The organism is Corallococcus sp. AB045, assembly GCF_003668895.1.
Taxonomy (GTDB): domain Bacteria; phylum Myxococcota; class Myxococcia; order Myxococcales; family Myxococcaceae; genus Corallococcus; species Corallococcus coralloides.
Genome location: NZ_RAWN01000045.1, coordinates 22,746 through 46,639, shown reverse-complemented (window position 1 = coordinate 46,639; position 23,894 = coordinate 22,746). Strand labels below are relative to the sequence as shown.

Here is a 23,894-nt window from a genome sequence, read left to right as displayed (position 1 = left end):
TCGGAATGGGAACGCCGGGCGAGGAGCGGCTCCGCGGTGCGAGCTCCCTCAACGTCAGCGTCCCTCCACGGCACCTCTGCACCCGCCCCCACCTTCAACAGGCCTTCTCTTCGCCCCATGCGTTTGCAGCAGGAGTGTCAGGCGCACGCCTCGCAGAGGCAATTCATGAGGGGGATGACACTGCGGGGCTCGTGGGGCTTGAGGGCCCAGAGCTCCGGCTGGCACAGCCTGCCGTCACAGACGTACCCGGCGGGGCCCCGGCACTTGCCACACGCCAGGGCCTTGAGGGCGGGGCGGTCGCAGATGGCGCAGCGGCGGGCGCCCTGCGTCCCTCGGAGACTGGAGAGCTGGGGCTTCTTCGACTCCGCCACCTCCTGTTCGAAGGCCTCCATGCCTTCGCGGACGGCGGTGACCAGGTCGTACATCCGGAGGGCTCCGCCAAAGATGGCGGTGTCGTGGAGGATGACGGGGTTGAAGCCCTCCTGGAGCAGCAGGTAGTTCAGGAGCAGCATGGTGTTGAGGCGCCCGTTGGCGTCCGCGTAGAAGTGCCCCACGTGCAAGGCCCGGATGGCCCGCACGATGGCTCGCAGCTTCAGCTCCACCCGGGCCTTCTTCGCGGACTGCTGCTGCGCCTGGTCGCGCTCGCGGTGGTAGCGCTCGAAGAGGCCGTTGACCTTGCCCTTTTGACCTCGGGCTGTTCGTAGGCGGTGCCCCAGAGCAGCTGGTTGCTCATGTTGCTGGTGAGCAGGGATGTGGCCCAGTCCCGCTCCACCCAGTGCTCCAGCACGTCCTTGGGGGCGTGCAGGTTGGCCATCAGGGTCTTGTAGGTCCCGATGTCCCCGTCGTCGTTCATCTCCTTGAGGCTCTCCCAGGAGATGTCGTGTCCTGTCACCGCGATGGGGAAGTTCGTGTAGTGGCTGAGCTCGTGGGGCACCGGGATGAAGCGCCGGGTGGCGCGCTCGGAAACCTTGTCATTGAGCTTGAACACGCAGTTCGTCACCGCCGCGTGCATGGCGTGGTAGCGCTTGAAGTCCACCTTGTCCGCCGGTGATGGGCGCGCGCTCAGCCACTTGTCGAACGCCTTCATCATGGCGTTGTAGAAGCCCGGGGACTGCTCCAGGTCGAAGATCATCTCCCGGTGCTTGTTGCCGCTGCCGTGGTAGCGCCCCTCGATGAAGAGCTTCCACCACCGGTCGCGTGGCAGCTGGGTGACGGGGGAGCCACCCAGTGCTGGAGCGTGCGGCGTCAGCTTGTCCAGGACGCTCCGGACCTTGCTCGCCGCGATGGCGACGTCGGAGGTCGGCCGGACCGCCAGCTCCTTCTCCAGGAAGAAGTTGGAGATGATCTTCAGGTCGCTGACGGCGCGCTGGGTGTGGAGCGTGTCGATCCACTGGATGAAGGCGGCGGAGTTCCGGGTGTCATGCGTCCCTCCTTCGGAGTCGTAGACCTCCATGCGTGGCCTCCTGGCGCGGCTGCGGCGTCGGTGGGTTCTAGCAAACCGGCTGCGGGCGCCCAATGACCTGGGGGGCCGCGAACCGCAGCCCACCGCCGCGGACCTCCAACGCAGCGAGTGCCTCTGTGGCGCGGTGGCATTCCAGATCGTGTCGGGCGTGGCGCTGTACGAAGGGACGCAGGACGTCCGCTGGCTCTACGTCGCGTGCTTCTGTCCCGCCTGCGGGTTCATCGGGGTGCACTCCGATTGGAGGTGCGAAGGCGGTGAAGCGGACGCCTTCCTCGCCAGGACCTGAAGTTCGCGTCAGCTCCGGGCGGCCGGCGGCGGCATGGGGGGCGCGGTGCGCTGCCACGCCTCCAGCTCCTGTACGCGCCCCAGCCAGGCCCGGAGGTTCGCGTAGCCTTCGAGGGGCAGGCGCGCCGGGCCCGCGAGGGCGAACGACGCGGCGAGCGAGAGGTCCGCGAGCGTCAGGCGCTCCTGCGAGACCCACGTCCTGCCCGCCAGGTGCGAGTCCAGCACGGGAGCGGTCTGCGCGAAGAGGGCCTCGCCGCGAGCGACCTCGGCGGGGTCCGGCGGCCCGCGGCCGGTGCGCTGCTTCACGAAGTTCTCCAGGACGAGCACGGTGTTCGCCGGGGCCATGTGGGAGGAGCACCAGAACAGCCAGCGGTTGACGTCGGCGCGGCCCTGCGCGTCCGTCGGGAGCAGGGTCTGCCCCGGGGTCTTCTCGGCGAGGTACACCATGATGGCGCGCGACTCCCAGAGAACGAAGCCGCCGTCGTCCAGGACGGGGACGCGCCCGTTGGGGTTGATGCCCAGGTACGACGCCTCGCGCTGCTTGCCCATGGTGAGGTCCACCACGATGCGCTCGAGGGGAATGTCGAGGTGGGCGGCCACGAGCAGCACGCGGCGCGAGTTTCCGGACAGGGGGTGGAAGTAGAGCTTCAAGACGGACCTCCGGGACGGCACGGGTGGAGGGGGAGGTCCTATCCACCCGGTGTGACAAGGGTCTGTCAGGTATTGTCAGGGGCACGGCTTCAGGACGGAGAGGAACTCCTTCTCATCCCGCCGAGGACCGCTCCGCGTCGAGCGGTCCTCGCGGTGCCCGGTGCTACCGGGCGCAGGTGAACAGGTTGTTGCTGACGTGGATGCCGCTCATCGCGTACCCGCCGGCCCCGCACACGTGCATGGGATAGGAGTCGTTCGTGCCGGGGCTCCCATCCACATACTCGGAGACGACGCTCGTTCCGGGATACTGGCAGGCCAGGTAGTCATTGCTGACGTGCAGGCCGACCATGACGCTGCCGTAGGGACAGGCATGCATCCCGTTGCGCCTGCCGCCCGCATCCAGGAAGCGGGAGCCGCTCGTGGAGGAGAGTTGGGCGCACTTGAAGACGTCCTTGCTGAGGTGCGCGCCAATCATGGCGTAGCCGGTAGGACAGCAGTGCATGGTGCTGCCACCGACGGTACAGCGCGTCCCCGCGTCGTAGACCACCCAGCCCGTGAAAGAGAGCGACGACTTCGCCACCTCCACGTCGAACTCCGCTCCCTCTTCTTCTGGCGCGGCGCCGCAGCCGGCGAGCATCGTGACCGCGGCCAATGCCACCACTGCTGAAGACGCCCCCTCGAAAAATCGCTTCATTGATTCATTCCCCCTTCATGTGACGACAGGTTCACCTGGGGCGCGATGTGCCTCCCCAGCCCAATGCCTGCCCATACGCCTGGGTAGGCGTTTTCAGGTTATTCAGTTTTTTATGGATAATCAAGAGGGGCCCTCACCCGGGGTGAAGGCTTGCGTCGGTTCGAGGTGCCGACTCATCGCGTCCAGCTCGGTTCTTGGCCTCGCTGGAGGGGGATGTTGGGGGCGCATGCCGCCCCGGATGTCCCCCGGGGCGGCGCGGCGTGGGCTACGGCGTGTAGACGACGGTGAGCGTGGCGTTCGCGCCGTCCTTCACGAAGAGGTAGGCCGTCGCCGCGGGATTCTGGGCGAAGCGCAGGCGCAGCTGCGTCCGGCCCCGCGTGTTGACGGCGGACGTCCCCGCCCCCGCGAAGTCCGTGGAGCGGACGGTGCCCGCGGTGAATTTCGCGACGCCCGCCACGGCGCTCGCGGTCGCGGAAGCGGCCCAGTCGCCCGTCTCCGTCGCGGCCGCGTTGAAGGTGCCCGTGGCCACGTCGATGACGAGCGTGTTGCCCGCGGGGCTGGCCCAGGGGTCTCCGGAGCCGGACGAATAGGAGAGCGTCAGGAACGCCTGGGTGATGCTGGCGGTGTCCGGCAGGCTGGACGTGTCGAACGACAGCAGGGAGCGGTTGTGCTTGCCATCCACCCCCCGTCCAAGCGCCAGGCCCGTGAGCGTCCCGAGCTCCGCCGCGCTCCCGTCCGCGTTCGCCTTCACGTAGCCATCCTCCGCCGCGATGCTGGTGAAGCTGACCATCGTCGGCGTCGTCCCGCTGTTGCTCACCGTGACGGACGTGTCCGCGTCCAGCGCGGAGTTCCCCGCCGCATCGAACGCCCGGGCCCCCAGCACATGCGAGCCGTTGGCGACCGTCGTGCTGTCCCAGCTGAACGCATGGGGCGCCGTGCTGGCCGTGCCCACGAGGTTCCCATCCACGTAGAAGTCCACCCGCGTGACGCCGACATTGTCGGAAGCGCTCGCGGTCACCGTCACGGTGCCACTCACCGTGGCGCCGGAGACGGGCGCCGTCACGTTCACCGTGGGCGCAGTGGTGTCATCCGGCGGAGTGCTGGCTTCCGTGAGCCCGAAGAAGAGCGCCTGGTGATACACACCACAGAGGTTCACGTCGGACTGGTACGCGCCCGTCGCGCCACAGGCGGTGCTGCTCCCAGGAAAGCTGTACTGCGGATCCACCGGGACGGCGTGACCCATGCCGGTGATCTCATAGGTCTCCACCAGCGCCGTGCCCGCGCTGTCCCGGTACACCTTGTGCGGGAAGCCCCCCACGGTGTCCGTCGTGTCCGGTGTCTGGTCGATGCCGTGCACCTGGGTCCACTGCTTCATGGACTCGGTGAGGTTGGCGGGCCTCACCGTGAAGTCATTCGTGCCATGCCAGATGGAGACGCGCGGCCGGGGACCCGTGTAGCCCGGGTAGGCGTTGCGCACGAGGTCCGCCCACGCCGCGGGTGTCTTGCTGACGCCGGGGCTCATGCAGTTGAAGCCCTCGGTCATGGAGTTGGCGCACCGGTACGGACCGCCCGAGTTGATGGCGCCCGCCGCGAAGACGTCCGGGTAGGTGGCCAACATGGCGGGAACCATGAAGCCTCCCGCGGAGAAACCCGTGACGAACACCCGCGCCGGGTCGATGGAATAGGCGGCCTTCATGGCGTCCACCATCTGCTTGATGGACAGCGCCTCACCCGCGCCGCGCGCGATGTCTCCCGGCTCGAACCAGTTGAAGCAGCTGGTGGGGTTGTTGCTGCTCGGCTGCTGCGCGTAGACGACGTAGAACTTGTAGACGTTCGACGCTGCGGTCCACCCGCCAGGCTCCACGCCCGCGGCATTCTGCGTGCACCCGTGCAACACCACCACCAGCGGTGCATTGGCCGGCATGCCCGCTGGCACCTGCCGGAACATCTGGAGGTTGCCAGGGTTGGACCCGAAGCCCGTCACCTGCGTCAGCCCCTGCTCCACCTGCTCGACCTGGGGGACGCCGGTGTCCGGCGCTTCGGCTCCCAGCGGGCCGCAACCCACGGTCGCCGCGACGGCCAACGCCGCGACGCGAAACCAGGGGACGTGCGTGAACCACCCAAGACGACGAATGCCTCGACCGTGCATGGTGCCTCCCTGGCCGCCACGGGGGAGGAGGGTGGGCGGCCGAGTCCGTCTAGGGTTCGGGTGCCCCGGCCGCCGGCAAGCTCTTGAGGAACGCCTCCAGCGCCGCGTTGAACGGCACCGGGCAGTCGAGCTGCACCGTGTGGCCACACCCTTCCAGTCCCACCAGCTTCGAGCCCGGGATGCGCGCGTGGCCGTATTCGAAGATGTCCCGCGGGAAGCCACCGTGCAGGAACGGGTTGGGAATCAGGCGGTCCGCTTCCCCGAAGATGATGATGCTGGGGGCGGTGATGCGGTGGAGGTTGTCGCGCACGAAGTCGTCGTTGGCGAGCCCCCGCACCGAGCGCACGTTGGCATAGGCATACGCGTCGAACTCGGGTGACTTCGCCAGCCGCACGCGCTCCTCGATGAGCCACTCCAGCTCCGGCCGCCAGTGCTGGAAGTTGGCCTGCCGCACGCTGCCCCGGATGCCGTACTCGGGTGCGGACTTGATGAACTCCGTGCTCATCACCCGCGCGAACCAGTCCTTCTCCTTCTGGGAGAACTTCTCGAAGCCCGCGGGCGACACCAGCACCACCCCCGCAGGCTCGTCCGGGTAGCGGATGGCGTAGGACAGCGCCGTCTGCCCTCCCATGGAGTGGCCCACCAGGATGGGATGCTCGACGCCCAGGCTCCGCGTCAGCTCACGCACCGCGTCCGCCATGGCCTCCATGGTGTACGGAAAGGAGCCGGGCTTGTCGGACTTGCCATACCCGGGCAGGTCCACCGCGACGACGTGGTACCCCGCACGCTGGAGCGCGTCGAGCTGCGCGCTCCAGAACTTCAGGTAGCTGCCCAGGCCATGGATGAGCACCACGGTGCGCGCGCCGGGCGCGGCGGGCAGCTCCACGTAGGCCATCTCTGGCACGCGCGCCATGCGGTAGGTGGCCGCCGTCTCGGGCAGGGCCACCCGCTTCAGCGGCCAGGGCTCCTTCGCCCCGGGCGACGCGTAGTCCAGGTCCTGGAACGCCAGCGGCGGCGCGCTGGCGTACGAGCGCACGCAGCCGGTGGAGGAACCCAGCCCCGCCACGAGCAGCAGGACCTTGAGGGCGCGGAAGGGGCTCATGGTCAGAACGCGTACCAGGTGAAGGTGGTGAAGGCGGCGAAGGGGTTGTTCTTCACCGTCGTGGAGCCGTCATAGAAGGCGCCGCGGAACAGGTAGCCGGCGTGCAGGCCCACCGTCATGAGGTAGCGGATGGTGTAACGCACCTCCGCGTTCACCTCGGCGCCAATGAACCGCCCCCGCCGCACGGCCGGGTCCCAGCGCGGCGGGCTCGCCCCCGAGTTGGCCAGGCCCGTGGCCAGCTTGAGGTTGAGCGTGTTGGGGATGATGTCCCACGCCGCGCTCGCGATGCCGGTGCGCAGGCCGTAGCCCTGGTTGGAGATGTCCGTCACCGCGCCCGTGTAGTTGTTCACGGTGCTGGTGAAGGGGAACAGCAGCAGCATCTTGTGGTTGAACCACACCGAGCCGGGCAGGCCGTACTGGTTGAGCGTGAAGGCGCCCGTGTAGCGGCCGTCATCCAGGTTGCTGTCGCCGGTGGTGAACATGCCCTCCAGCGTGACCAGGTCCGCCGGGCCGCGGCCCCACTGGTAGAGCACCTCCAGGTTCGCGGACAGGCCGGAGATGTCCACCTTCTTGTTGAACGTGGTGTCCGCGCGGTCGCTCGTGTAGCTGCCACCGTTGTACATGACGAATCCGGAAGCGGCGAGGCGCCCCGCGCGGAAGTCGATGTTGTGGTGGAAGTTCGCGCCCAACCAGAAGACGTTGCCCGTGGGCCGCTCGATGTTGAAGCGCGGGGTGCCGACGAACGGGTAGAGGCCCGTGGACGAAGGCCCGCTCTTCACGATGCCTTCGAAGGCATACGCGTCCCCCTTCGTGTCATCGCGCAGGTACCAGGCGGACAGGCCGATGTTCGTCCCGGGCTGCACGGGGTAGGCGTAGTCCGCGGTGAGCAGGTAGACGAACTTCAGGCGCGGGTCGTCCCGCGTCGCCTTGTCCGCCTGGGCGCTGCCCAGAGGCAGGAGGCTCAGTTTGGAGAGCCCCTTGTAGTTGCTGTAGAGCGACAGGCCCGTGGCGTCGCTGCCAATGAACGCCAGCTTGTAACCCGTGCGGACGATGTCGTTGAGCGGCGAGCGCGTCGGGTCGAAGATGGAGTCGTAGACCGGCTGCGTGCCGATGAGCAGCGTGAGCCGGGCCGGGTTGCGCGTGGGGTAGACGGCGACGTTGACGTTCTTCGTCTGGAGGTTGACCTGGTCCGCGTTGAAGCCGCCGCCCTCGTTCTGCTGCGAGGCATTGGCGGCGCGGCCCCAGAGGTAGTCCACCTCGAACTGGGCGCGGAAGGACGCCAGCCCGTCCGCGAAGGACGGGCTGTACTCCAGCACGGGGATCCAGCGCTGCTCCACGTAGAACGCCGAACGCCCCGGCTCCACGCGGACGGAGCTGCCGGACAGCGAGCCGATGGGCCCCAGCGACACGCCCTTGAGGCCCGCGGGGTCGCCCACGCTGTTGGTCACCGACAGCCGGGTGAAGAAGTAGTTGATGAGGACGAACTCGCGAGGCTTCGCGTCCTCCTCGCGGTCCTTCTCATCCAACCAGTCGCCGTAATACAGGCCCGGCACCGTGGGGCTCTGCCCCGCCGCCGGCAGCGCCAGCCCAAGCACGAGCGCCACCGCGCCCAGGCGCGCCGCGCCCAACCACCCTCCCGACATATAGACACCTCACCCTGATGGATTGCCGTGAGGGCGGTTCGCGCCCACCGTCCGCCGTGCGACTAGCCGCTGATGTCGTAGACCTGCACCGCGTTGCCGGTGAAGGCCACACCGGAGGTGCTGACCGTCTTGGCGCCCACCGCGCCGTCGGCGCAGCGCCAACCCGTGGCCTTCGCCTCGAAGTAGAGCTCCATGGAGATCTTCTTCTTGTCCGAGGAGATGCTCACGCGGCCTTCCTGCTTGAAGCTGCCGTAGTCCACCAGGATCTCGAAGCAGCTGCCGCCCGCGGTGATGTTGGAGAGCGTGACCGCCTTGGAGTCGAACACCAGCGCGTTCTGCGCGGCGGCGTGATCACACGTGCTGCCGGCCTGGCCGACGCCAGCGGAGTTGAGGATGGTGCCGGGGGTGCTGGTGACGTGGAAGTTGTTGCCGCCCACGCCAATGGACACCTTCTGGAAGCACTGGCTGGCCGAGCCCCAGTTGATGTCCTCGTCCAGCGACAGCGGGTGGCTGGGGATGTTGTCCCCCTCCATCACCAGCGTCTTGCCCTCCAGGAAGGCCAGGATGTTCGACTGGCTGTCCAGCTTGGGCGCGCTGTCCACGGGCTCCTGCGTCGTCTCCTCCCCACAACCCGTGAGGCCCAACGCGCACAGCAGCATCGCGGACGACAGCGTCTTCTTCATGGGGGTGACTCCTCGTTCGGGCGCACGGGGGAAGGTGAAGCCCGATTCATGTTTCAGCTACGGGTAGCACCCGCCTGACGGCCTTGTCAAAAGACAGGCGATGGCCTGATGCGTCAGGACGCCTCATCAGCCGGTCAGGGCGCGAGGAACGGCAGCAGCTCTCCGGTCTTCTGCCACATCGACGCCGGATAGGCCTGTGCCGAGGTGAAGCCCTGGTTCGTGAAGAAGTACTCGTAGGTCGACTGGTACGACGCCTTCCAGCCGTAGCCGGGGTGGTCGGGTTCGCTCCATTCCGCTTTCGGAATGCCCATCGCCTGGAGCGCCGTGCCGAGCCACTGGTTGTAGAGGAGGCCCGACCACAGGAAGTTGCCCTCGCTGCCCGTGCTCGAGTCGCCGCTCACCTTGCGCGTGATGTTCCGGTAGTCGCAGTAGCTGCCCGTCTTGAGGGCGCCCCCCGCGCTCCCGGCGGTCACGACCGGGACGGAGAAGGAGAAGTGGGGCGTGTTGCCGTTCTCCTGCCCCCACGCGAGCAGCGAATCATCCAGCAGGGTTCCCCCCGCGCCGTTCGAGAACCGCTCGAAGCGGGAGGCGAGGTCGAGGAACACTTGCGAGAAGAAGACCTGGTTGAACTGGACCACCAGGTCCTGGTTCGCCCCGGCCACGGTCGCTGGATGAACGACGTTGTTGTGCCAGTCTTCCCCCTGAGGCGCGCGGAGGGTGAACGTCAGGTTCTGGTTGTTCTCGTCGATGCTGAAGGTGGCGATGCGACAGACGCCGCAGTTCATCGCCACGGCGAGCACCTCGTTGACGAGCCGGAAGTACTCGACGTTCTTCGCGGGGTCTCCCGCGAAGGAACCGGAGTTTCGCAGCGACAGGTTGTCGGTGGTGGGACGGGGCGGCACCTCGCAGCCGGCGCTGGTGGTCTCCAGTCGGCGCTGCAGCTCCGCGACCGCGTCGATGTGCTGGTCCAGCCGCATCCTGTCCTCGGCCGAGAGCCGGCCGTTGCCGTTGCGCAGCCGCCGGTAGCTTTCGAGGACCTTGTCCACCACGGGGGCCCGGGCGGTGCCGGGGCTGCTGGTGCCGGCCAGCAAGGTGTCAAAGAGGGCGAGTGAGCTCTCGGTGCCGCTGATATCAGAAGATGCCCTGTCCCGGCGTGAGGACGCGGTCCGGGTCGTAGCGCCGCTTCGCGTGCTCGAACCGCTCCCACGCGGGGTGGAAGTGGCGGCGCCAGTCAGCGGGGCTCAATGGCACGGCATCCACGGGATAGATCTTCCCGCCAATGGCCGTGAGCCGGTCGAAGATGGCGCGGTTCTTCCTCACAAGGGATGCAACGTTCTCCGGCGTCGGTGGAATGGCGGTGCGCAGCAGCGAGAAGAGGAAGACGTGTCTGTCGTTGGGAGTGCGCAGGAAGGGCGTGGTCAGCTCCGAGGAGCGGAAGGGGTAGAGGAGGATGGGCCCCTGTCCCATGTCTGCCTCGGTGGTCTGCGAGAGGACCTCCTGGACGAAGGACTCGGCGGACCGGGCGGGGACGAACATATCCAGCCACGGATGGGGGAAACCCCAGACGCCGAGTTGCTTGAGCAACTCGACCAGCGGCGCGAGCCGGTTGGCGAAGTCGAAGTAGCTGCCGTCGCTCACCTGGAGTGTTCCCGGCTGGAAGCCCAGGCCCGCGAGCAGTCTCGCATCGTGCGGCTCCGAGCCCGGGGTGAAGTACTTCACCACCTCGAGCTGATACGCCCGACCTCCGTTGGAGGCGACGGCGGAGCCCTCGACGTAGTCGAAGCGACCGTCCTCGATGAGCCGCCGCTGGTCCTCCATGAAGCGGTGGAGGTCGTCGTACAGCGCGATGTACGTCCGAGCGCGGGGCGGCACTTCGACGAGCCGCACCCGTGCTCGCACGATGATGCCGAACTGGCCCAGGCCCGAGCGCACGGCGTCGAACAGGGGCCGCTCACGCGTGCGCGAGCACCGCACGAGTTCACCCCGACCCGTGACGACGTCCATTTCCAGGACGTTGTCCACCTGGAGGCCCCAGCGAAACGCCTGTCCGCCGATGCCTCCCGCCGACAGCGTTCCACCGATGCTCAGCTCGATGTAGTCGGTGAGCACCGGCGGGCTCTTGCCGCGGGGAAGCGAGGCCTGGAGCAGTTCGTGCCACCGGACGCCCGCATCCACCCAGGCGCTGTCATCGCCAACCTCGTGGAGGGTCGACAGCGTGGACATGTCGATGACAATGCCCGCCGTCACCTGGGACTGGCCGAAGGTGCTGTGGCTCTCACCGAGGCCCCGAGCGGCGGCGATCTTCATGCCCTGGCGCCGCGCGAAGCGGACCATGGCCACGATGTCCTCCACCGAGCCGGGAACGAGCACCGCCCACGGCGTGCGGTGGAGGATGTGACCGAAGTCCTCCGCGGCCGCGGTCCGCGACGCCGTGTCCATCAGCAACTCGCCATCGAGTGGCGGCAGGGGGACTGCGCCAGCCTCCAGCGTGGAGGCCCAACTCCGGCTCATGGGATTGAATGCCACTGCCACCAACGCACCTTGGAGCAACGACCTCCGGGAGACGGCTCGACTCGACATTCACTCCTCCTTCTACGTCGGAGACGTCCATCCTATGCTCTCCGATGGACGAACGCGCCCCGGCTCGACCGTCGCCGGGGCGCGGCCCTGGTTGCTAGTGCGTGTTCAGCAAGGCGATGTCGCAGGCCGTGAGCTCGCGGCTGTAGGTCCGCACCTCGTCGAACGAGGCCGGAATGCTGGAGAAGCCGTCCATGCAGTCCGGCAGCCTGCGGCCGATACGGAACGAATTGGCGCCCGTGAGGTTCGTCGGCGCGGCGCTGGTCCCAGAGCCGACCAGCACTCCGTCAATGTACATCTTGAGCGACGTGCCACTGCGGGTATAGGCGACGTGGTGCCAGCTGCCATCGTTGAGCGACGTCGGAGAGGCGCCGGTGCCTGCTCCGTTGGTGCCTGACTCGTCCTCGTAGATCTCGAGCGATGTCCCGCTGTTGCCATTGAGCCTTGCCGAGAGGAAGTTGCCCGCACTCCCATCCACCCGGTTTCCGATGAGGTCTCCGGTGCTGGCGTCGTTGAAGGTCGTCTTCAGCCAATAGCTCACGGTGAAGGCGTCCGTTCCGAATTGCCCGGGCGCGAGGCCGAAGTCGACGTGGGCGTTGAGGTCGCACTGTTGGGTGGGGGTGAGAGTGATGGCGCCGGAGCCGTCGAAGCTGACCGTCCGCGACGCCGAGCTTCCCAGCGTTCCGTTCGACGTGCCCGCCGAGTCCAGGGCCGTACTGCCGCTGGCCTCGTCGAAGGTCCATTGGTGGGCGAGGTTGCCGAGCGTATCGCCGGCGAGCGGGCCACCGGTGCAGACCCCCTCCTGACAGGTGTCCGGCTGGGTGCAGGCGTTGCCGTCGCTGCACGCCGTTCCATTGGGGGCCGCCGGATTGGAGCACTGCCCAGTCAATGGATTACAGGTGCCTGCGATGTGGCACGCGTCGAGAGGCGCGCAGACCACCCCCGCGCAGAGGTCGGGCTCGCAGGTGTAGCTCCCGGGCGTGTTGACGCAGATTTCACCCGGCTGGCAGTTCGCCGTCCCGTCGGCGCACTCGTCGATGTCGGTGCAGACGCTCGGCTGTCCCGTGCAGGTGTAGCCCGGCTCCACCTCACAGACGCTGTTGCAGCCGTCTCCAGAGAGTTGATTGTCGTCGTCACAGACTTCGAAGCCGCCCAGCACCCCATCACCACAGAGGGGCCGCAGCGACGTTTCCACCGCGTCCACCAGGTAGAGCGCGAGCACCGCGCCCCTCAGGCGCACGTAGCGATAGGGCACGTTCCCCGGGTACGTCGCCACCGCGATATGCGTCCCCAGGCCCAGTTCCTTCAGGTGCAACGTGCTGGAGCCGATGAAGGTCCCATCCGCCTTCAGGAAGTCCACCTGCGCCACCAGGGCCAACGTGAGGCCCTGGTAGTAGACGCGCAGGTCTCCGGTGCCCTCCTCGCCCTGGCCCAGGTCCAGGACCAGCGCCGAATTGAGCAAGCTCAGCATGGTCGCTGCCTGCCCGTCCGGAGCGCCCAGCGCCGCGCTCGCGTTGAGCACCGCCGCCGTGGTGCTCGACACCACCGCGTCCGCATACGGGTCCCACGTCAACGATGCTTCCGGACGCTCACGCGTCAACGCCTCGTCGCTCTCTTGCGACACCCCATCCTCCGGAGGACGGACCTGCTCCTCCAGGGACTCCACAGCACACGCCCCCAGCGACAAGGCCAGTGTCACGCCCAGTCCCCACGACCACAGCGCACCAGGACGGCTTCGCATCGAGTGTCTCCCTCCAAGGGGCGGAATGGAGCCCGGAATGGACCGTCCCTCCCATGGAATGAACGACACCATTCCGTGCTCCCCACTGCTCGGTGCGCAACACGCGGATGGCCAACGTCCTCGAACCACCAACTGACAAGCACTCGAAGACCATCGATACAAAATCCATGACGTGCATCTGCCGTGGCAACTCGACTTCCTCATCCGACGGCGTGAGCACCGTGCGTGCTCCGCCGCGCAGGGCGTGCACATCCCCCGCGAAGTCCGCGGGGTCGATGGGCTCCAGCACGCGCACCCGGGCGTGGACGGACTGCTGGAAGACGAGCGCGTGCTTCGGCTGGGTCAGCGCGGTGCCGGTGAGGACCACGGGGATGATGGGGCAGGGCTGCTGGACGGAGAGCGTGAAGGCGCCGTCCTTGACGGCCTTCACCTTGCCGTCCCGGGAGCGGGTGCCTTCGGGAAACATCAGGATGGGGACGCCGCGTGACAACCAGCGCTCACACCCGGCCATCATCCGGAGGACGCTGGCGCGGTCTCCGCGGATGAGCGGTACATAGCGGTTGAGGCGCATGTTCCAGCCAATGAGTGGCAGCTTGAAGTTCTCGCCTTGGAGACCCACTTGAACGGCCGGTAGAGACCGAAGTGGACCAGGATGTCCCCCAGCGACTCGTGGTTGGACACCAGCACCGCCGCGCCCCTCCAGGGCAGGCGTTCGCGGCCCTCCACCCGCAGGTGCCACCTCGGGTTCACGTAGAAATACAGCTGTGCCCAGAAGCACGAGTACAGGTGCAGCACCCGCCCGTTCGCGTCGAACGGGCGGGTGAGCGCCCACAGCAGGAGCGCTCCCAGGAACAGCACCGCGCTGGAGAGCGCGAGGAAGGCCCAGTGCGCGCTCGAGAGGAGGACTCGGGCGGTCCCCGGTCTGTCATGGACGGATGGCTCCACAGCCAATCGGGCTCCTGTCCTTCCCATGCTCATGCGTCTATTTCCCGAGGGGAAGGCACAGCCGAGGCGGCGAAGGCTCCGCTTGCCGCCGCGACGCAGGCTTTCCTCCGGCCAGCGACGCCTGTCGGGCAAGCGACTGCTCGTGGGGCAGTGTTCAATTCCATGCGCCGCTTCCGCGCATCTGCCCTCTTGCCGCGAGTGGAATGTCTTGCTTCGGGAGCGCCGTGTAGAGTCGGACAGGCTGTCCATTCAGGGGGGGGGAACATGAGAAGAACGACAATGGCCTGGCGGCTCCAGGCCTTGCTCACCACGGTGGTCTGGTTCAGCGTCCTGGCGTGCGCGGGTTCCGACCCGGATGGCGCGGACCCCTGCCAGCGCAATCCCTCTCAGTGTGTACCGGATGGAGGCAACCCTGGGCCTGATGTGACGCCTCCCACCCTCACCGACAGTTCGCAGTCCGCCACCCAGGTGCTGGTGCAGCGTCCGGTCACCTTTCGCGTGAAGGCCCACGACGAGGAGTCCCCCCAGCTGCGCTTCTCCTGGACGGCCAACGTCGGGACCCTGGGCAGCCCCTCTCATACGGGTACCAGCAGTGAAGTCATCTGGACCTCTCCCTCCTGTGTGCCCACGGGGACCGTCGCGACGGTGACGGTCACGGTCGCGAACAGCGGGGATGCGTCTGTTTCCAAAACCTTCACCGTCGACGCCAATGCGTGCCCGAAGCCCACCGTCGTCGCAGGCAGTGCCCATACGGTGGCGCTGCGCGGGGATGGGACTGTCTGGGCCTGGGGCTCCAACGCGAACGGCCAACTGGGCGATGGGACGACCACGGACCGAGCTGCGCCGGTGCGGGTTTCCGGGCTGACCAGCGTGATTGCCCTGGCTGCAGGCGGCCGCCACTCCTTGGCGCTGCGCAACGACGGGACCGTCTGGGCCTGGGGTTACAATGTGGCTGGCCAACTGGGGGATGGGACGTTCAACTCCCGGGCCACGCCCGTCCTGGTGTCCGGGCTCACGGGTATCACGGCCCTGAGCGCCGGCAGCAACTTCACGCTGGCGCTGAGCGGCGATGGAACCGTCTGGGCCTGGGGCGCCAATGGGGAGCGCCAACTGGCGGATGGGACGACCCGCTCGCGGACACGGCCCGTGCGGGTGCCCTCGCTCACGGGAATCACCGCCGTGGCCGCGGGCGGTAGCTTTGCGTTGGCACTGCGCGCGGATGGGACTGTCTGGGGTTGGGGCTTCAACGGGAGCGGCCAAATGGGGAACGGGACCACCACCGAACAGGGAACGCCAGGGCAGGTGCCAGGGCTCACGGGCGTCACTGCCCTGGCGGCGGCCCCCAACCACACGTTGGCGCTGCGCGCGGATGGGACCGTCTGGGGTTGGGGCTTCAACGGGAGCAACCAACTGGGAGAGACCTCCTACGTCTTCGAGTCCACGCCGGTCCAGGTGGCCGGGCTCACGGAGGTCGTCGCCCTGGCGGCGGGCAGTTACAGCTCCATGGCGCTGCGGGGTGATGGGACCGTCTGGGCCTGGGGCCTCAACCACTTCGGCCAGCTGGGGGATGGGACGACCACCCAGCGAGTCACCCCGGTGCAGGTGTCCGGGCTCATGGGGGTGAGCGTCCTGACGGCTGGCTCCTCCCATGGGGTGGCCCTGTGCGGCGATGGAGCCCTGCGAGCGTGGGGCGACAACCGCCATGGCCAACTGGGGGATGGGACGACCTCCCTCCGGCCCCTGGCGGCGCAGGTGTCCGGGCTCACGGGCGTGACCGCCCTGGCCTCGAGCGGTGACCATTCATTGGCGCTGCGCGGGGATGGGACGACCATCGACCGAGCTGCGCCGGTGCGGGTGTCTGGCCTCATGGGGGTCACCGCCGTGGCCGCGGGCGAATCCCATGCATTGGCGCTGCGCGACGATGGGACCGTCTGGTCCTGGGGCTCCAACGAAAGCGGCAACCTGGGAGATGGGACGCTCACGGCCCGACTCACGCCCGTCCAGGTGTCGGGGCTCACGGACGTCACCGCGCTGGCGGCAGGCCGCGCCAGCTCGATGGCGCTGCGCGCGGATGGGACCGTCTGGGCCTGGGGTTCCAACGGGAACGGCCAACTGGGCGATGGGACGACCACGGACCGAGCTGCGCCGGTGCGGGTGGCCGGGCTCACGGACGTCACCGCGCTGGCGGCAGGCAATGTGTTCATGATGGCACTGCGCGGGGATGGGACCGTCTGGGCCTGGGGCTCCAACGGGAACGGCCAACTGGGCGATGGGACGACAGGAAATCGGGCAGTGCCGGTGCGGGTGGCCGGGCTCGCGGAGGTCACCGCCATCGCAGCGGGCGGTGCCCACGGATTGGCGCTGCGCGCGGATGGGACCGTCTGGGCCTGGGGCGACAACCGTTTCAACCAACTGGGGAACGGGACCACCCAGCAGCAACTCGCGGCGGGGCAGGTCTCCGGGCTGGCGGGGGTCACCGCCCTGTCCGCGAGGGGGAGCCAGTCCATGGCGCTGCGCGGGGACGGGACTGTCTGGGCCTGGGGCTCCAACGGGAACGGCCAACTGGGCGATGGGACGACCACGGACCGAGCTGTGCCGGTGCAGGTGGCCGGGCTCACGGAGGTCACCGCGCTGGGCTCGGGCTCCTCCCACGCGTTGGCGCTGCGCCGGGATGGCACCGTCTGGGCCTGGGGCTTCAACGGCGTTGGACAGCTCGGTGATGGGACGGTGCCGGTGCGGGTCCCCGTCAAATCCCTGCTGCCTTGAGCGTGGCCCAGTGCACGGACTTCGCCGTGGGCGCGGCCTCTTCAGGATGAGGTCGCGCACCGGCTAGACCCTGGCACCTGCCGCCGTGGCAACTCGACTTCCTCATCCGTCGGTCCGAGCACCCTCGGTCCTTCCGGCGTCCACACGATGGCGTTGGCCATCGCGAGGTGCACCTCCGGAGTACGACCGGGGGTGCATTCCATTCAACCTGAGCCCTGCGGTAGATAGCCGCCCATGCGCTCACACTTCTGTGCTCTCGTCCTTCTCTCCGCCACCACTGGCTGTGCCACCGTTAGCAAGCAGCAGTATGCGGACCTCTCCGCGGGTGCCATTGGTTGCCCTGCCGAAGAGCTGGTGATTACCGGAGAGAAGAGCTCGTATGGCCTTGGCGAGATGGTGGCACCCTGGAACGCTGAATGCCGTGGACACCGCTTCATCTGCAGCGCCGCCGGCCAGACCGTGAGCTGCAAGGAGGAGCTGAAGGCAGTCGAAGCGCCGTCGGCGGCGCCGGCTGCCGCGCAAGCCGAGGAGGGGCCGCAGTAGCGTCGTCCTTCGCCTTCCGCCGTGTTTCACCGGCCCTGACGGCCGCTACCCGCCGACAGGAGGCAGGTCGCACTCCCAGGTACCCTGGTACGAGCAGATGCAGTTGCTGGGCGTCTGTTCGTCCACGCAGCAGTCCGTCCAGACGTTGGGGCCCCCATAGCAACGGGAGCCATGCATGGACCAGCACGACCTGGCGGTGCAGGCGCCGCCGGTCGGGGGCGGGGGGCAGTACTGGTAGACGCCGTCGCACTGCACGCTGGAGCCATCCACCGCGGAGCAGGAAGAGCCCTGACAGGAGAGCGTCCCCGTCTGGCAGGTCGTCGAACACGAGACGAGGGCCTCGGTCTGCTGACCCCATTCCTCTGGGGACTCGTTGGCCGCCAGACCACCACAGGCCGTCAGGCCGGCCAGCATCGCGGACAGCATCAGGGAACGCTTCATCCACGGTCCTTGCAAGAGGAGCGAGGAATTGAAGCATGGCGCGGGCGGGAAGTCGAACGGCCGTGCGAGCCTTTGAGCGCAGCCCGGTAGCAACACGGGCGCACCGTGAGTTTGTCAGGTCCTCCCACTGCCGCACGGAGCTACGTGAAGCCCTTCAGAAGAAGGTCCGGGAACTCGTCGCGAGAGTCGAAGAGCGCGAAGGGCGCCTGAAGCGCATTCGCGAGGAGTACCAGATCAATGCCGAGCGGCTGGCGGCCCTGGTCATCCAGTACCAGAACAGGGACTCCAACTTCGTGTCCTACCAGTCCCAGAACGGCGCATCACAGACTTCCATCGTGCCCGCGGGCGTCATCGCCAACCTCATCAGTGAGAGCGAGATGATCGACTCGGAGCGGGGACAGATTCGCAAGGTGGAGCTGGTCCTGCGCAACCTCCCCGACGCGGAGCTCTACCACGAGCCTCGGACCGGCGCGGTCAGGAGCAGGCAACCGCTGCATCAGCTCACGGATGATGAGCTCGAGTACCTCGGGTTCTGATCCGCTCCCTCGTCAGCCCCTGCGCATGTCGAGGTGCGGGATGCCGTCCTCGTCGTAGATGTCGCTCACGGCCACGAAGCCGAAGCCTTCGTAGAAGCGCTGCAGGTAGGCCTGCGCCCCGATGCGCACGGGCGCGCCCGGAAAGCGCTCGGAGAGGAAGTTCAGCCCGCGCTCGACCAGGTCGCGGCCCTGCCGCTGCCCGCGCAGCGCCGGCGCGGTGACGACGCGGCCGAGGCTCGCCTCGGGGAACTTGAGGCCGGGCGGCAGTGCGCGCAGGTAGGCGCCCAACTGCCCCGTGCCCGGGACGCCCCCGAGCAGGTGGAAGCACGCGGCGTCCAGGCCGTCCGCGTCGAGATAGATGCTCTTCTGCTCCACCACGAAGACTTCGGAGCGCAGCGCGAGCAGCCGGTACAGCTCCTCGAGCGTGAGCTCGTTGAAGCGCTTCCACTGCCAGTCGAGAGAAGAGGGGGCCATGGTGTCCTGTCACCTTAGCGCCAGCGACATGAGCGGGCCACGCGGTGGGCACGTGAAGCGGCGTGCCCCGGTGGTTGATTCGCTCTCCTCCCAGCCGCCATCATGCGGGCACCATGAGCTTCGAGGATCTGCTCGGCCTCCTGGCGGGCTTCGTGGGACTCCCCGCCATCATCCTGTCCCTCCTCGCCCGCTCCCGCCGCGTGACCGTGCGGTTGGAGCAGCAGGGGCTGCTCATCCAGGGGAAGGTGACCTTCGTCAGGAGGCGGTCAGGCACCGAGAACTGGATCTACTATGCCTTCCGGCCCGCGGAGGGACCGGAGCGCCAAGGCGTCTTCACCGAGCCATCCTCGCCGGCCATGAATCGGAGCCCAGGCTCTTCCGTTGACGTCCTCTACCTGGCGGACGCGCCCCACCACCACATGGCCGTCGTGGGCGGAGGCCTCACCCATCAGCGCTTCCTGCTCGTTGCGGCATTGCTCGTTTGCTTCTCGCTCCTTGGCGTCCTCGTCGCGCTGCACTCCTATTTCACCCGGGAGCAGCGCCACGAACTTCCACGCCACGCGGACGTTCGACTGCTTCATCGCACGCGGTCGGCGCAACCCGCCCCGGCATAGGGATTCCCTGCGTGTCTTCAGGCGAAGCTCCGTGGCGAAATGAGCGCTGCTTGTGATTTGATGCCGCTCAATCCCTCAAGGAGAGACATGCCATGAAGAGCTTTCCGGGTGTGCTGACGGTGCTTGTCGTCTCGGTGTTGGTGGCCTGTGGTGGAGTGGAACCTGTCGAGGCGCCGGACCTGGGGCAGCAGTCGAGCGCCCTCGTCACGTGCTCACAAACCTGTCCAAATGGCTCGACGGTGTCTTGTGAGGGGAACACGTGTTCGGTGCAGGCGGACTCCGTCGAGTGCGATGGCATCTACAACATCTGTTTCACACCCACTCCCATCTGTGGGCTGAACAATCGCTGCAGCAAGCTCGCGGGCGCCCCGTGTTCGCCCGTTGGTGCGTCGCGGAGTTGCTGTCTGCCGGGCCACCCCAATCCCAATTGCTTCTGTACGCCCCTGGGCGTCTGGGCTTGCAGTGCGCTGTGACGCGCTGCACTTGAGCCTGATCCAACTGATGGGGTGAGCCCGGTTTGTCCGGGCAGGCTCATCTCCCTTCGCGTGAAGGGGGCTGGCGGGCCGCGTCCGGCGCCACGGGCAGGAAATGAGGATTGAATCCGCCCTGTGTGCATCCAGAGAGGGGCTCTTCCTGGAGCAGACCTTCGCCCGGGGCCTGTTGCCCCTGGACTTCGAGCAGCTCAAGGTGCAGCGCTTCCGCTGGGCGGCGGGGCCCTCCCAGCAACTGCGGATGCATTGGCGCTCGCTGGCTGACGATGGGGCCATGGAACACGAGAAGGAGTTGGAAACCCTGTTCACGCCAGGGCTGGGTCCGGCTGTCATTGGCCGTGCGGGCTTGTCTGTCTTGACCAGGGATTGTCCAGAAGTCTACCCTCCGGCCTCTTCTTCGAGGGGGAAGTCCATGCAAGCAATGAAGTGTTTCCTGGCGGCGGTCGTGTTGTTCGCGGTCGCATGTGGTGGTTCGTCCGTGCCGTCCACGCCGGTCCTGCGCGATGGAGAGGGGCTGCTGGAGCTGCCCCTGGTCTCCACGACCGCGGCGGGCCGCAGCTACAAGCTGGTGGGCGCGACGTTCACCCTCACCGGGCCGCAGTCCACCACCATCACCGACACGACGGCGGACACGGTGAGCGTGCCGCTCATCGCCGGTGACTACACCCTCCAGCTGACCGGGACCTGGCATATCGAACGCACGGACCAGCCGGGCGTGACGGTGCCGTCCACGCTTGTCTCTCCGAACCCCCTGGTGTTCACGCTGGGCGAGGGCGAGACGCGCCCGGTGCGCTTCCTCTTCAAGGTTCCGGGCGACGGCAACGCGGACGTGGGCTTCCGGGTGGACCATGGAGGCTGGGTGTCCGGGACCCTCCACTTCTTTGACCGCACACCGTCCCCGAACGGCCCGCCGGACATCTTCGCGGAGCTGAGCGGGAAGACGGTTCCCTTCGTCATCAGCTTTGAGTCGTCGACGGTGACCCGGAGCTCGGATTCCTACTCCAATCAGGTCGTCGTGCAGACCAGCCCCGTCACCCTCCAGTTCGGCGGCGCGCCCACCCAGGTGTTGCAGAAGCGGATCATCCCCGCGCTCGAGGGACAGCCGCTGAACATCGTGCTGGGGACCTCGGCTCCGGGCCAGTCCTACGCGCAGCCCATCGTCCTGGAGAATCCGGCGTCGGGCACCACGCTGCGGCTGGATCTCTACCTGTATGACCTCGGAGTGGGCCCGGACGGTTATCCGCAGCTGGAGCCCTTCTCCTTCAGCGACGGGCACGCGGAGATCTCCACCTACTGGGGGAGCATCCCGGCCAACATCAGCGACGGCGTGGTCGCGCCCCAGTAGCCGCCGCGCCTCCCACCGCCGCGCGCCGCTCCTCTTCGCGGGACGGCGCGCGGCCTGCCATGAGGATGTCCTTTCAGGCGTATCTCCAGCGGCTGGAGGCCGCCCGGAAGCGGGTGGACCCAAAGGACCGACCATGAAGAAGCTGCTCGTAGGAATGATGCTGGCTGTGATTCCGCTCGTGGGCTGTGGAGCGGAGGTCGACGGTCTGGCGGAGCAGGGCCAGATTGTCACCACGGAGGATGGCACCGAGGGCGCGTCCTGTGGGGTCGTGCTGGAGTACTGCAAGGACCCGAAAACGGGCCGGCCGAACTGCGCGCAGACCCACTGCACCATGGACGAAGCCGTCACCGCCTGTAAGGCCCTCATCAAGAAGCATTGCTGAGCCGCGCTCCTGTTCGAGAAAGCCGTGCGCTCGCCCAGCTTCAGCGACACCTGCCCCTTGGCGAACGCAGCCTTCGCCTGGGCGAGCCGCTCCTGGGAGACAGAACTCACGCGCGGGTTGACAGCCACCCGTAGCTGACGGAGCACAGGGGCATGATTGAGCTTCCCGAGCGAGCCGCGATGCCGGACTACCAGCGGTACATCCACGACCTGGAGTCGCTGCACGGCTGGCTCCAGCAGGACCTGATCCTCAACTGCTTCCGGATGGGCGAGGAGGTGGGCGAGCTCTTCAAGGCGGTGCGCCAGTACGAGAAGCAGCCCTCCGAGGCGCGGGCTCGCGAGCATGTGGGGGAGGAGCTGGTGGACGTGCTCAACTACCTCCTGGCCATCGCCAACCGCGCGGGCGTGGACCTGGAGCAGGCCTTCCGGGAGAAGAACGCGCGCAACCAGCAGCGCACCTGGTAATGAATCCGGCTCACGTCCGGCCCCGCACGAAGTCCACGAAGGCCTTGAGCACGGGCGGCAGGTGTCTGCGGCTCGGGTAATAGAGAAAGAAGCCGGAGTAGGGCGGGCACCACGCCTCCAGCACGCGCACCAGCCGTCCCTGGTCGATGAGGGGCTGCACCTGCGACTCGAAGAGATACGCCAGCCCCAGGCCCGCGAGCGCGGCCTCCAGGATCTCCACCTGGTCGCTCAGGGCCAGCGAGCCGCGTGTCTCCACTTCCAGCTCCTTGCCGTTGCGCTCGAACTCCCAGGCGTAGCGTGCGCCGTTGGTGAACCGCATCTGGATGCAGTCATGCGCGGCCAGGTCCCGGGGTGTCTTCGGGTGCGGGTGCTTCGCGAAGTACGCGGGCGTGGCGACGATGGCCGTCCTCAGCGGAGGGCCCAGCGGAATCGCCACCATGTCCGCGGCAACGCGTTCGTGGAAGCGCACGCCGGCGTCGAAGCCCTCCTTGACGATGTCCACGAACGCGCCGCTGTCGACGACCTCCACCTCGATGCCCGGGTGCGCCGCCATGAAGGGGCCCAGCACCGGCATCAGGCTCAGGCGGATGGCCACCCGGGCCGCGCTGAGGCGCAGCCTTCCCACGGGTGCCTCCCGGAACGAGTTCAGGTCATCGAGCGCGTCGTCGATGTCCCGGAATGCTGGCCGCAGCCGCTCGGCGAGCCGTTCACCCGCAGCGGTGAGCCCCACGCTCCGGGTGGTGCGGTGCACCAGCCGCAGGTCTAGCTTCTCCTCCAGGCCCCGCAGGCTGTGGCTCAGCGCGGATGGCGTCACGCCCAGGGCCGCCGCCGCACGGCGGAAGTTCAGGTGCCGGGCAATCTCCAGGAACACCGTCAGCTCACGGACGTCGGCCTGCATGGAGGCTCCCTTTTACTGTTGAGTCAGGTTCAACGGTCTTGTGCCTGCCGTGCGCATTCTCTCATGGATGGCTTGGGCCTATTCAATGGCGTGTCACCCACTAACGCGGAGCAAGCACATGAAGACCTGGCTCATCACTGGCGCATCCCGTGGTTTTGGAGTCCTCATTGCCCAGGCGGCGCTAGACGCGGGAGATCGTGTCATCGCCACCGCGCGCAACCCGAAGAGCATCCCCCTGGCGGCCCACCCCAGGCTGGTGGTCGCGCAACTGGACGTCACGGATGAGGCCCGGGCCCGGGCCGTCGTGGCGGAGGCGGGCCGCGTCGACGTGCTCGTGAACAACGCGGGCTTCGGCCTGCTCGGCGGCGTGGAGGAGGCGAGCGCCGACGAAATCGAGAAGCTCTACCGCACCAACGTCTTCGGCCTGCTCGCCGTCACCCGCGCGGTGCTGCCCGTCATGCGCCAGCAGCGCTCCGGGCACATCATCAACCTGTCCTCCATTGGCGGGTACCGCTCCGCGGCGGGGTGGGGCGTGTACTGCTCCACCAAGTTCGCGGTGGAGGGCCTGAGCGAGGCGCTCCAGGACGAGCTGGCCCCGCTGGGCATCCATGTCACGGTGGTGGAGCCCGGCTACTTCCGCACTGACTTCCTGGACGCGGCGTCCCTCACCCGGTCGGAGCGCATCATCCCCGACTACGCGGAGACGTCCGGCGCCATGCGCAAGCGCGCCGTCGAGCTCAACCATCAGCAGCCGGGTGACCCGGCGAAGCTCGCGACCGCGATGATCACACTGGCGAAGATGGGACAGCCTCCCCTTCGCCTGGCCCTGGACAGTGACACGGTGAAGGCCCTGGAGGAGAAGAACGCCTTCGTCGCCCGGGAACTGGCCGCCCACCGCGCCCTCTCCCTGTCCACGGACTTCACTTGAGGTCCGTATTGAACCCCTTCGTCTGACGGCGCCGCGCGCGGCATCCCCTGGTCCGGTTTTCCCAGGCCTCACATTGCGGC

24 protein-coding genes and 1 pseudogene are annotated in these 23,894 nt (G+C 67.7%); 9 read left to right on the top strand and 16 right to left on the bottom strand.

All coding sequences use genetic code 11. From position 1 onward, the window contains the following. Nucleotides 1-137: 137 nt before the first annotated feature. Both D7Y21_RS13620 and D7Y21_RS13615 read right to left on the bottom strand, forming a co-directional pair. A complete protein-coding gene (locus tag D7Y21_RS13620) occupies nucleotides 138-602 on the bottom strand; it encodes a hypothetical protein (RefSeq protein WP_121713607.1) in 465 nt (154 codons plus the stop codon). Beyond that, nucleotides 593-1,453, bottom strand: coding sequence for a hypothetical protein (locus tag D7Y21_RS13615; RefSeq protein WP_121713604.1), 861 nt, complete (start codon nucleotides 1,451-1,453; stop codon nucleotides 593-595). The genes D7Y21_RS13620 and D7Y21_RS13615 overlap by 10 nt, the downstream gene beginning before the upstream one ends. On the opposite strand from D7Y21_RS13615, the gene D7Y21_RS13610 reads away from it, so the two are divergent. After that, nucleotides 1,452-1,748, top strand: a complete 297-nt coding sequence (locus tag D7Y21_RS13610; RefSeq protein ID WP_121713602.1) for a hypothetical protein — start codon at nucleotides 1,452-1,454, stop codon at nucleotides 1,746-1,748. The genes D7Y21_RS13615 and D7Y21_RS13610 overlap by 2 nt on opposite strands. An 8-nt stretch (nucleotides 1,749-1,756) precedes the next feature. Here the strand turns inward: D7Y21_RS13610 and D7Y21_RS13605 are convergent, their stop codons facing one another. The 11 genes and pseudogenes from D7Y21_RS13605 to D7Y21_RS42665 all read right to left on the bottom strand — a co-directional run bounded on the left by D7Y21_RS13605 (nucleotide 1,757) and on the right by D7Y21_RS42665 (nucleotide 13,932). After that, nucleotides 1,757-2,398, bottom strand: coding sequence for a glutathione S-transferase family protein (locus D7Y21_RS13605; RefSeq protein WP_121713600.1), 642 nt, complete (start codon nucleotides 2,396-2,398; stop codon nucleotides 1,757-1,759). A 163-nt stretch (nucleotides 2,399-2,561) separates the two neighbouring features. After that, a complete protein-coding gene (locus D7Y21_RS13600) occupies nucleotides 2,562-3,092 on the bottom strand; it encodes a hypothetical protein (protein WP_147469273.1) in 531 nt (176 codons plus the stop codon). Nucleotides 3,093-3,357: 265 nt separating this feature from the next. Further along, complete coding sequence (locus D7Y21_RS13595; protein WP_121713598.1) at nucleotides 3,358-5,241, bottom strand: PHB depolymerase family esterase; 1,884 nt, start codon at nucleotides 5,239-5,241, stop codon at nucleotides 3,358-3,360. Between the two features lie 49 nt (nucleotides 5,242-5,290). Beyond that, the gene (locus tag D7Y21_RS13590; protein ID WP_121713596.1) at nucleotides 5,291-6,343 is read right to left on the bottom strand and encodes an alpha/beta fold hydrolase; all 1,053 of its coding nucleotides are present in this window, start codon (nucleotides 6,341-6,343) and stop codon (nucleotides 5,291-5,293) included. 2 nt (nucleotides 6,344-6,345) lie between these two features. Further along, nucleotides 6,346-7,986, bottom strand: coding sequence for a hypothetical protein (locus tag D7Y21_RS13585; RefSeq protein WP_121713594.1), 1,641 nt, complete (start codon nucleotides 7,984-7,986; stop codon nucleotides 6,346-6,348). 62 nt (nucleotides 7,987-8,048) lie between these two features. Beyond that, on the bottom strand, nucleotides 8,049-8,669 hold the full coding sequence (locus D7Y21_RS13580) for a hypothetical protein (RefSeq protein WP_121713592.1): 621 nt from the start codon (nucleotides 8,667-8,669) through the stop codon (nucleotides 8,049-8,051). Between the two features lie 134 nt (nucleotides 8,670-8,803). Then, entirely contained in the window at nucleotides 8,804-9,799 is a 996-nt protein-coding gene (locus D7Y21_RS13575; RefSeq protein WP_233612089.1) for a DUF1552 domain-containing protein, read from the bottom strand. A gap of 1 nt (nucleotide 9,800) precedes the next feature. Then, nucleotides 9,801-11,180, bottom strand: a complete 1,380-nt coding sequence (locus D7Y21_RS13570; protein ID WP_233612088.1) for an FAD-binding protein — start codon at nucleotides 11,178-11,180, stop codon at nucleotides 9,801-9,803. A 163-nt stretch (nucleotides 11,181-11,343) separates the two neighbouring features. Further along, nucleotides 11,344-12,987: a LamG-like jellyroll fold domain-containing protein gene (locus tag D7Y21_RS13565; RefSeq protein ID WP_147469272.1), complete on the bottom strand. Its 1,644-nt coding sequence runs from the start codon at nucleotides 12,985-12,987 to the stop codon at nucleotides 11,344-11,346. A gap of 418 nt (nucleotides 12,988-13,405) precedes the next feature. Then, nucleotides 13,406-13,558 (bottom strand): annotated as a pseudogene (locus tag D7Y21_RS42670) (1-acyl-sn-glycerol-3-phosphate acyltransferase); the annotation flags it as partial. Then, nucleotides 13,498-13,932: a hypothetical protein gene (locus tag D7Y21_RS42665; RefSeq protein ID WP_233612087.1), complete on the bottom strand. Its 435-nt coding sequence runs from the start codon at nucleotides 13,930-13,932 to the stop codon at nucleotides 13,498-13,500. The pseudogene D7Y21_RS42670 and the gene D7Y21_RS42665, both read right to left, overlap by 61 nt. 264 nt (nucleotides 13,933-14,196) lie before the next feature. Between D7Y21_RS42665 and D7Y21_RS13555 the strand changes: the two genes are divergently transcribed. Both D7Y21_RS13555 and D7Y21_RS13550 read left to right on the top strand, forming a co-directional pair. Continuing rightward, a complete protein-coding gene (locus D7Y21_RS13555; protein ID WP_233612086.1) occupies nucleotides 14,197-16,698 on the top strand; it encodes an RCC1 domain-containing protein in 2,502 nt (833 codons plus the stop codon). Between the two features lie 234 nt (nucleotides 16,699-16,932). Beyond that, entirely contained in the window at nucleotides 16,933-17,241 is a 309-nt protein-coding gene (locus tag D7Y21_RS13550; protein ID WP_121713583.1) for a hypothetical protein, read from the top strand. Between the two features lie 45 nt (nucleotides 17,242-17,286). On the opposite strand, the gene D7Y21_RS13545 is transcribed toward D7Y21_RS13550, so the two are convergent. After that, nucleotides 17,287-17,682, bottom strand: a complete 396-nt coding sequence (locus D7Y21_RS13545) for a hypothetical protein (RefSeq protein ID WP_147469271.1) — start codon at nucleotides 17,680-17,682, stop codon at nucleotides 17,287-17,289. A gap of 62 nt (nucleotides 17,683-17,744) precedes the next feature. On the opposite strand from D7Y21_RS13545, the gene D7Y21_RS13540 reads away from it, so the two are divergent. Then, the gene (locus tag D7Y21_RS13540; RefSeq protein ID WP_121713579.1) at nucleotides 17,745-18,218 is read left to right on the top strand and encodes a hypothetical protein; all 474 of its coding nucleotides are present in this window, start codon (nucleotides 17,745-17,747) and stop codon (nucleotides 18,216-18,218) included. A gap of 12 nt (nucleotides 18,219-18,230) precedes the next feature. On the opposite strand, the gene D7Y21_RS13535 is transcribed toward D7Y21_RS13540, so the two are convergent. After that, nucleotides 18,231-18,692, bottom strand: a complete 462-nt coding sequence (locus D7Y21_RS13535; RefSeq protein WP_121713577.1) for a GNAT family N-acetyltransferase — start codon at nucleotides 18,690-18,692, stop codon at nucleotides 18,231-18,233. Between the two features lie 113 nt (nucleotides 18,693-18,805). Between D7Y21_RS13535 and D7Y21_RS13530 the strand changes: the two genes are divergently transcribed. The 4 genes from D7Y21_RS13530 to D7Y21_RS13510 all read left to right on the top strand — a co-directional run bounded on the left by D7Y21_RS13530 (nucleotide 18,806) and on the right by D7Y21_RS13510 (nucleotide 21,988). Continuing rightward, a complete protein-coding gene (locus D7Y21_RS13530) occupies nucleotides 18,806-19,306 on the top strand; it encodes a hypothetical protein (protein ID WP_121713575.1) in 501 nt (166 codons plus the stop codon). 903 nt (nucleotides 19,307-20,209) lie between these two features. Then, complete coding sequence (locus D7Y21_RS13520) at nucleotides 20,210-21,142, top strand: hypothetical protein (protein ID WP_147469270.1); 933 nt, start codon at nucleotides 20,210-20,212, stop codon at nucleotides 21,140-21,142. A gap of 133 nt (nucleotides 21,143-21,275) precedes the next feature. Further along, nucleotides 21,276-21,524 carry a hypothetical protein gene (locus D7Y21_RS13515; RefSeq protein WP_121713569.1) on the top strand — a complete coding sequence of 83 codons (249 nt, stop codon included), beginning with the start codon at nucleotides 21,276-21,278 and terminating at the stop codon, nucleotides 21,522-21,524. Between the two features lie 152 nt (nucleotides 21,525-21,676). Continuing rightward, the gene (locus tag D7Y21_RS13510) at nucleotides 21,677-21,988 is read left to right on the top strand and encodes a MazG nucleotide pyrophosphohydrolase domain-containing protein (protein ID WP_121713567.1); all 312 of its coding nucleotides are present in this window, start codon (nucleotides 21,677-21,679) and stop codon (nucleotides 21,986-21,988) included. A 10-nt stretch (nucleotides 21,989-21,998) separates the two neighbouring features. On the opposite strand, the gene D7Y21_RS13505 is transcribed toward D7Y21_RS13510, so the two are convergent. Beyond that, nucleotides 21,999-22,886 carry a LysR family transcriptional regulator gene (locus tag D7Y21_RS13505; RefSeq protein ID WP_121713565.1) on the bottom strand — a complete coding sequence of 296 codons (888 nt, stop codon included), beginning with the start codon at nucleotides 22,884-22,886 and terminating at the stop codon, nucleotides 21,999-22,001. Between the two features lie 118 nt (nucleotides 22,887-23,004). Here D7Y21_RS13505 and D7Y21_RS13500 point away from each other — a divergent pair, with 118 nt between their 5' ends. After that, nucleotides 23,005-23,814, top strand: a complete 810-nt coding sequence (locus D7Y21_RS13500; protein WP_121713563.1) for an oxidoreductase — start codon at nucleotides 23,005-23,007, stop codon at nucleotides 23,812-23,814. Nucleotides 23,815-23,894 lie beyond the last annotated feature (80 nt).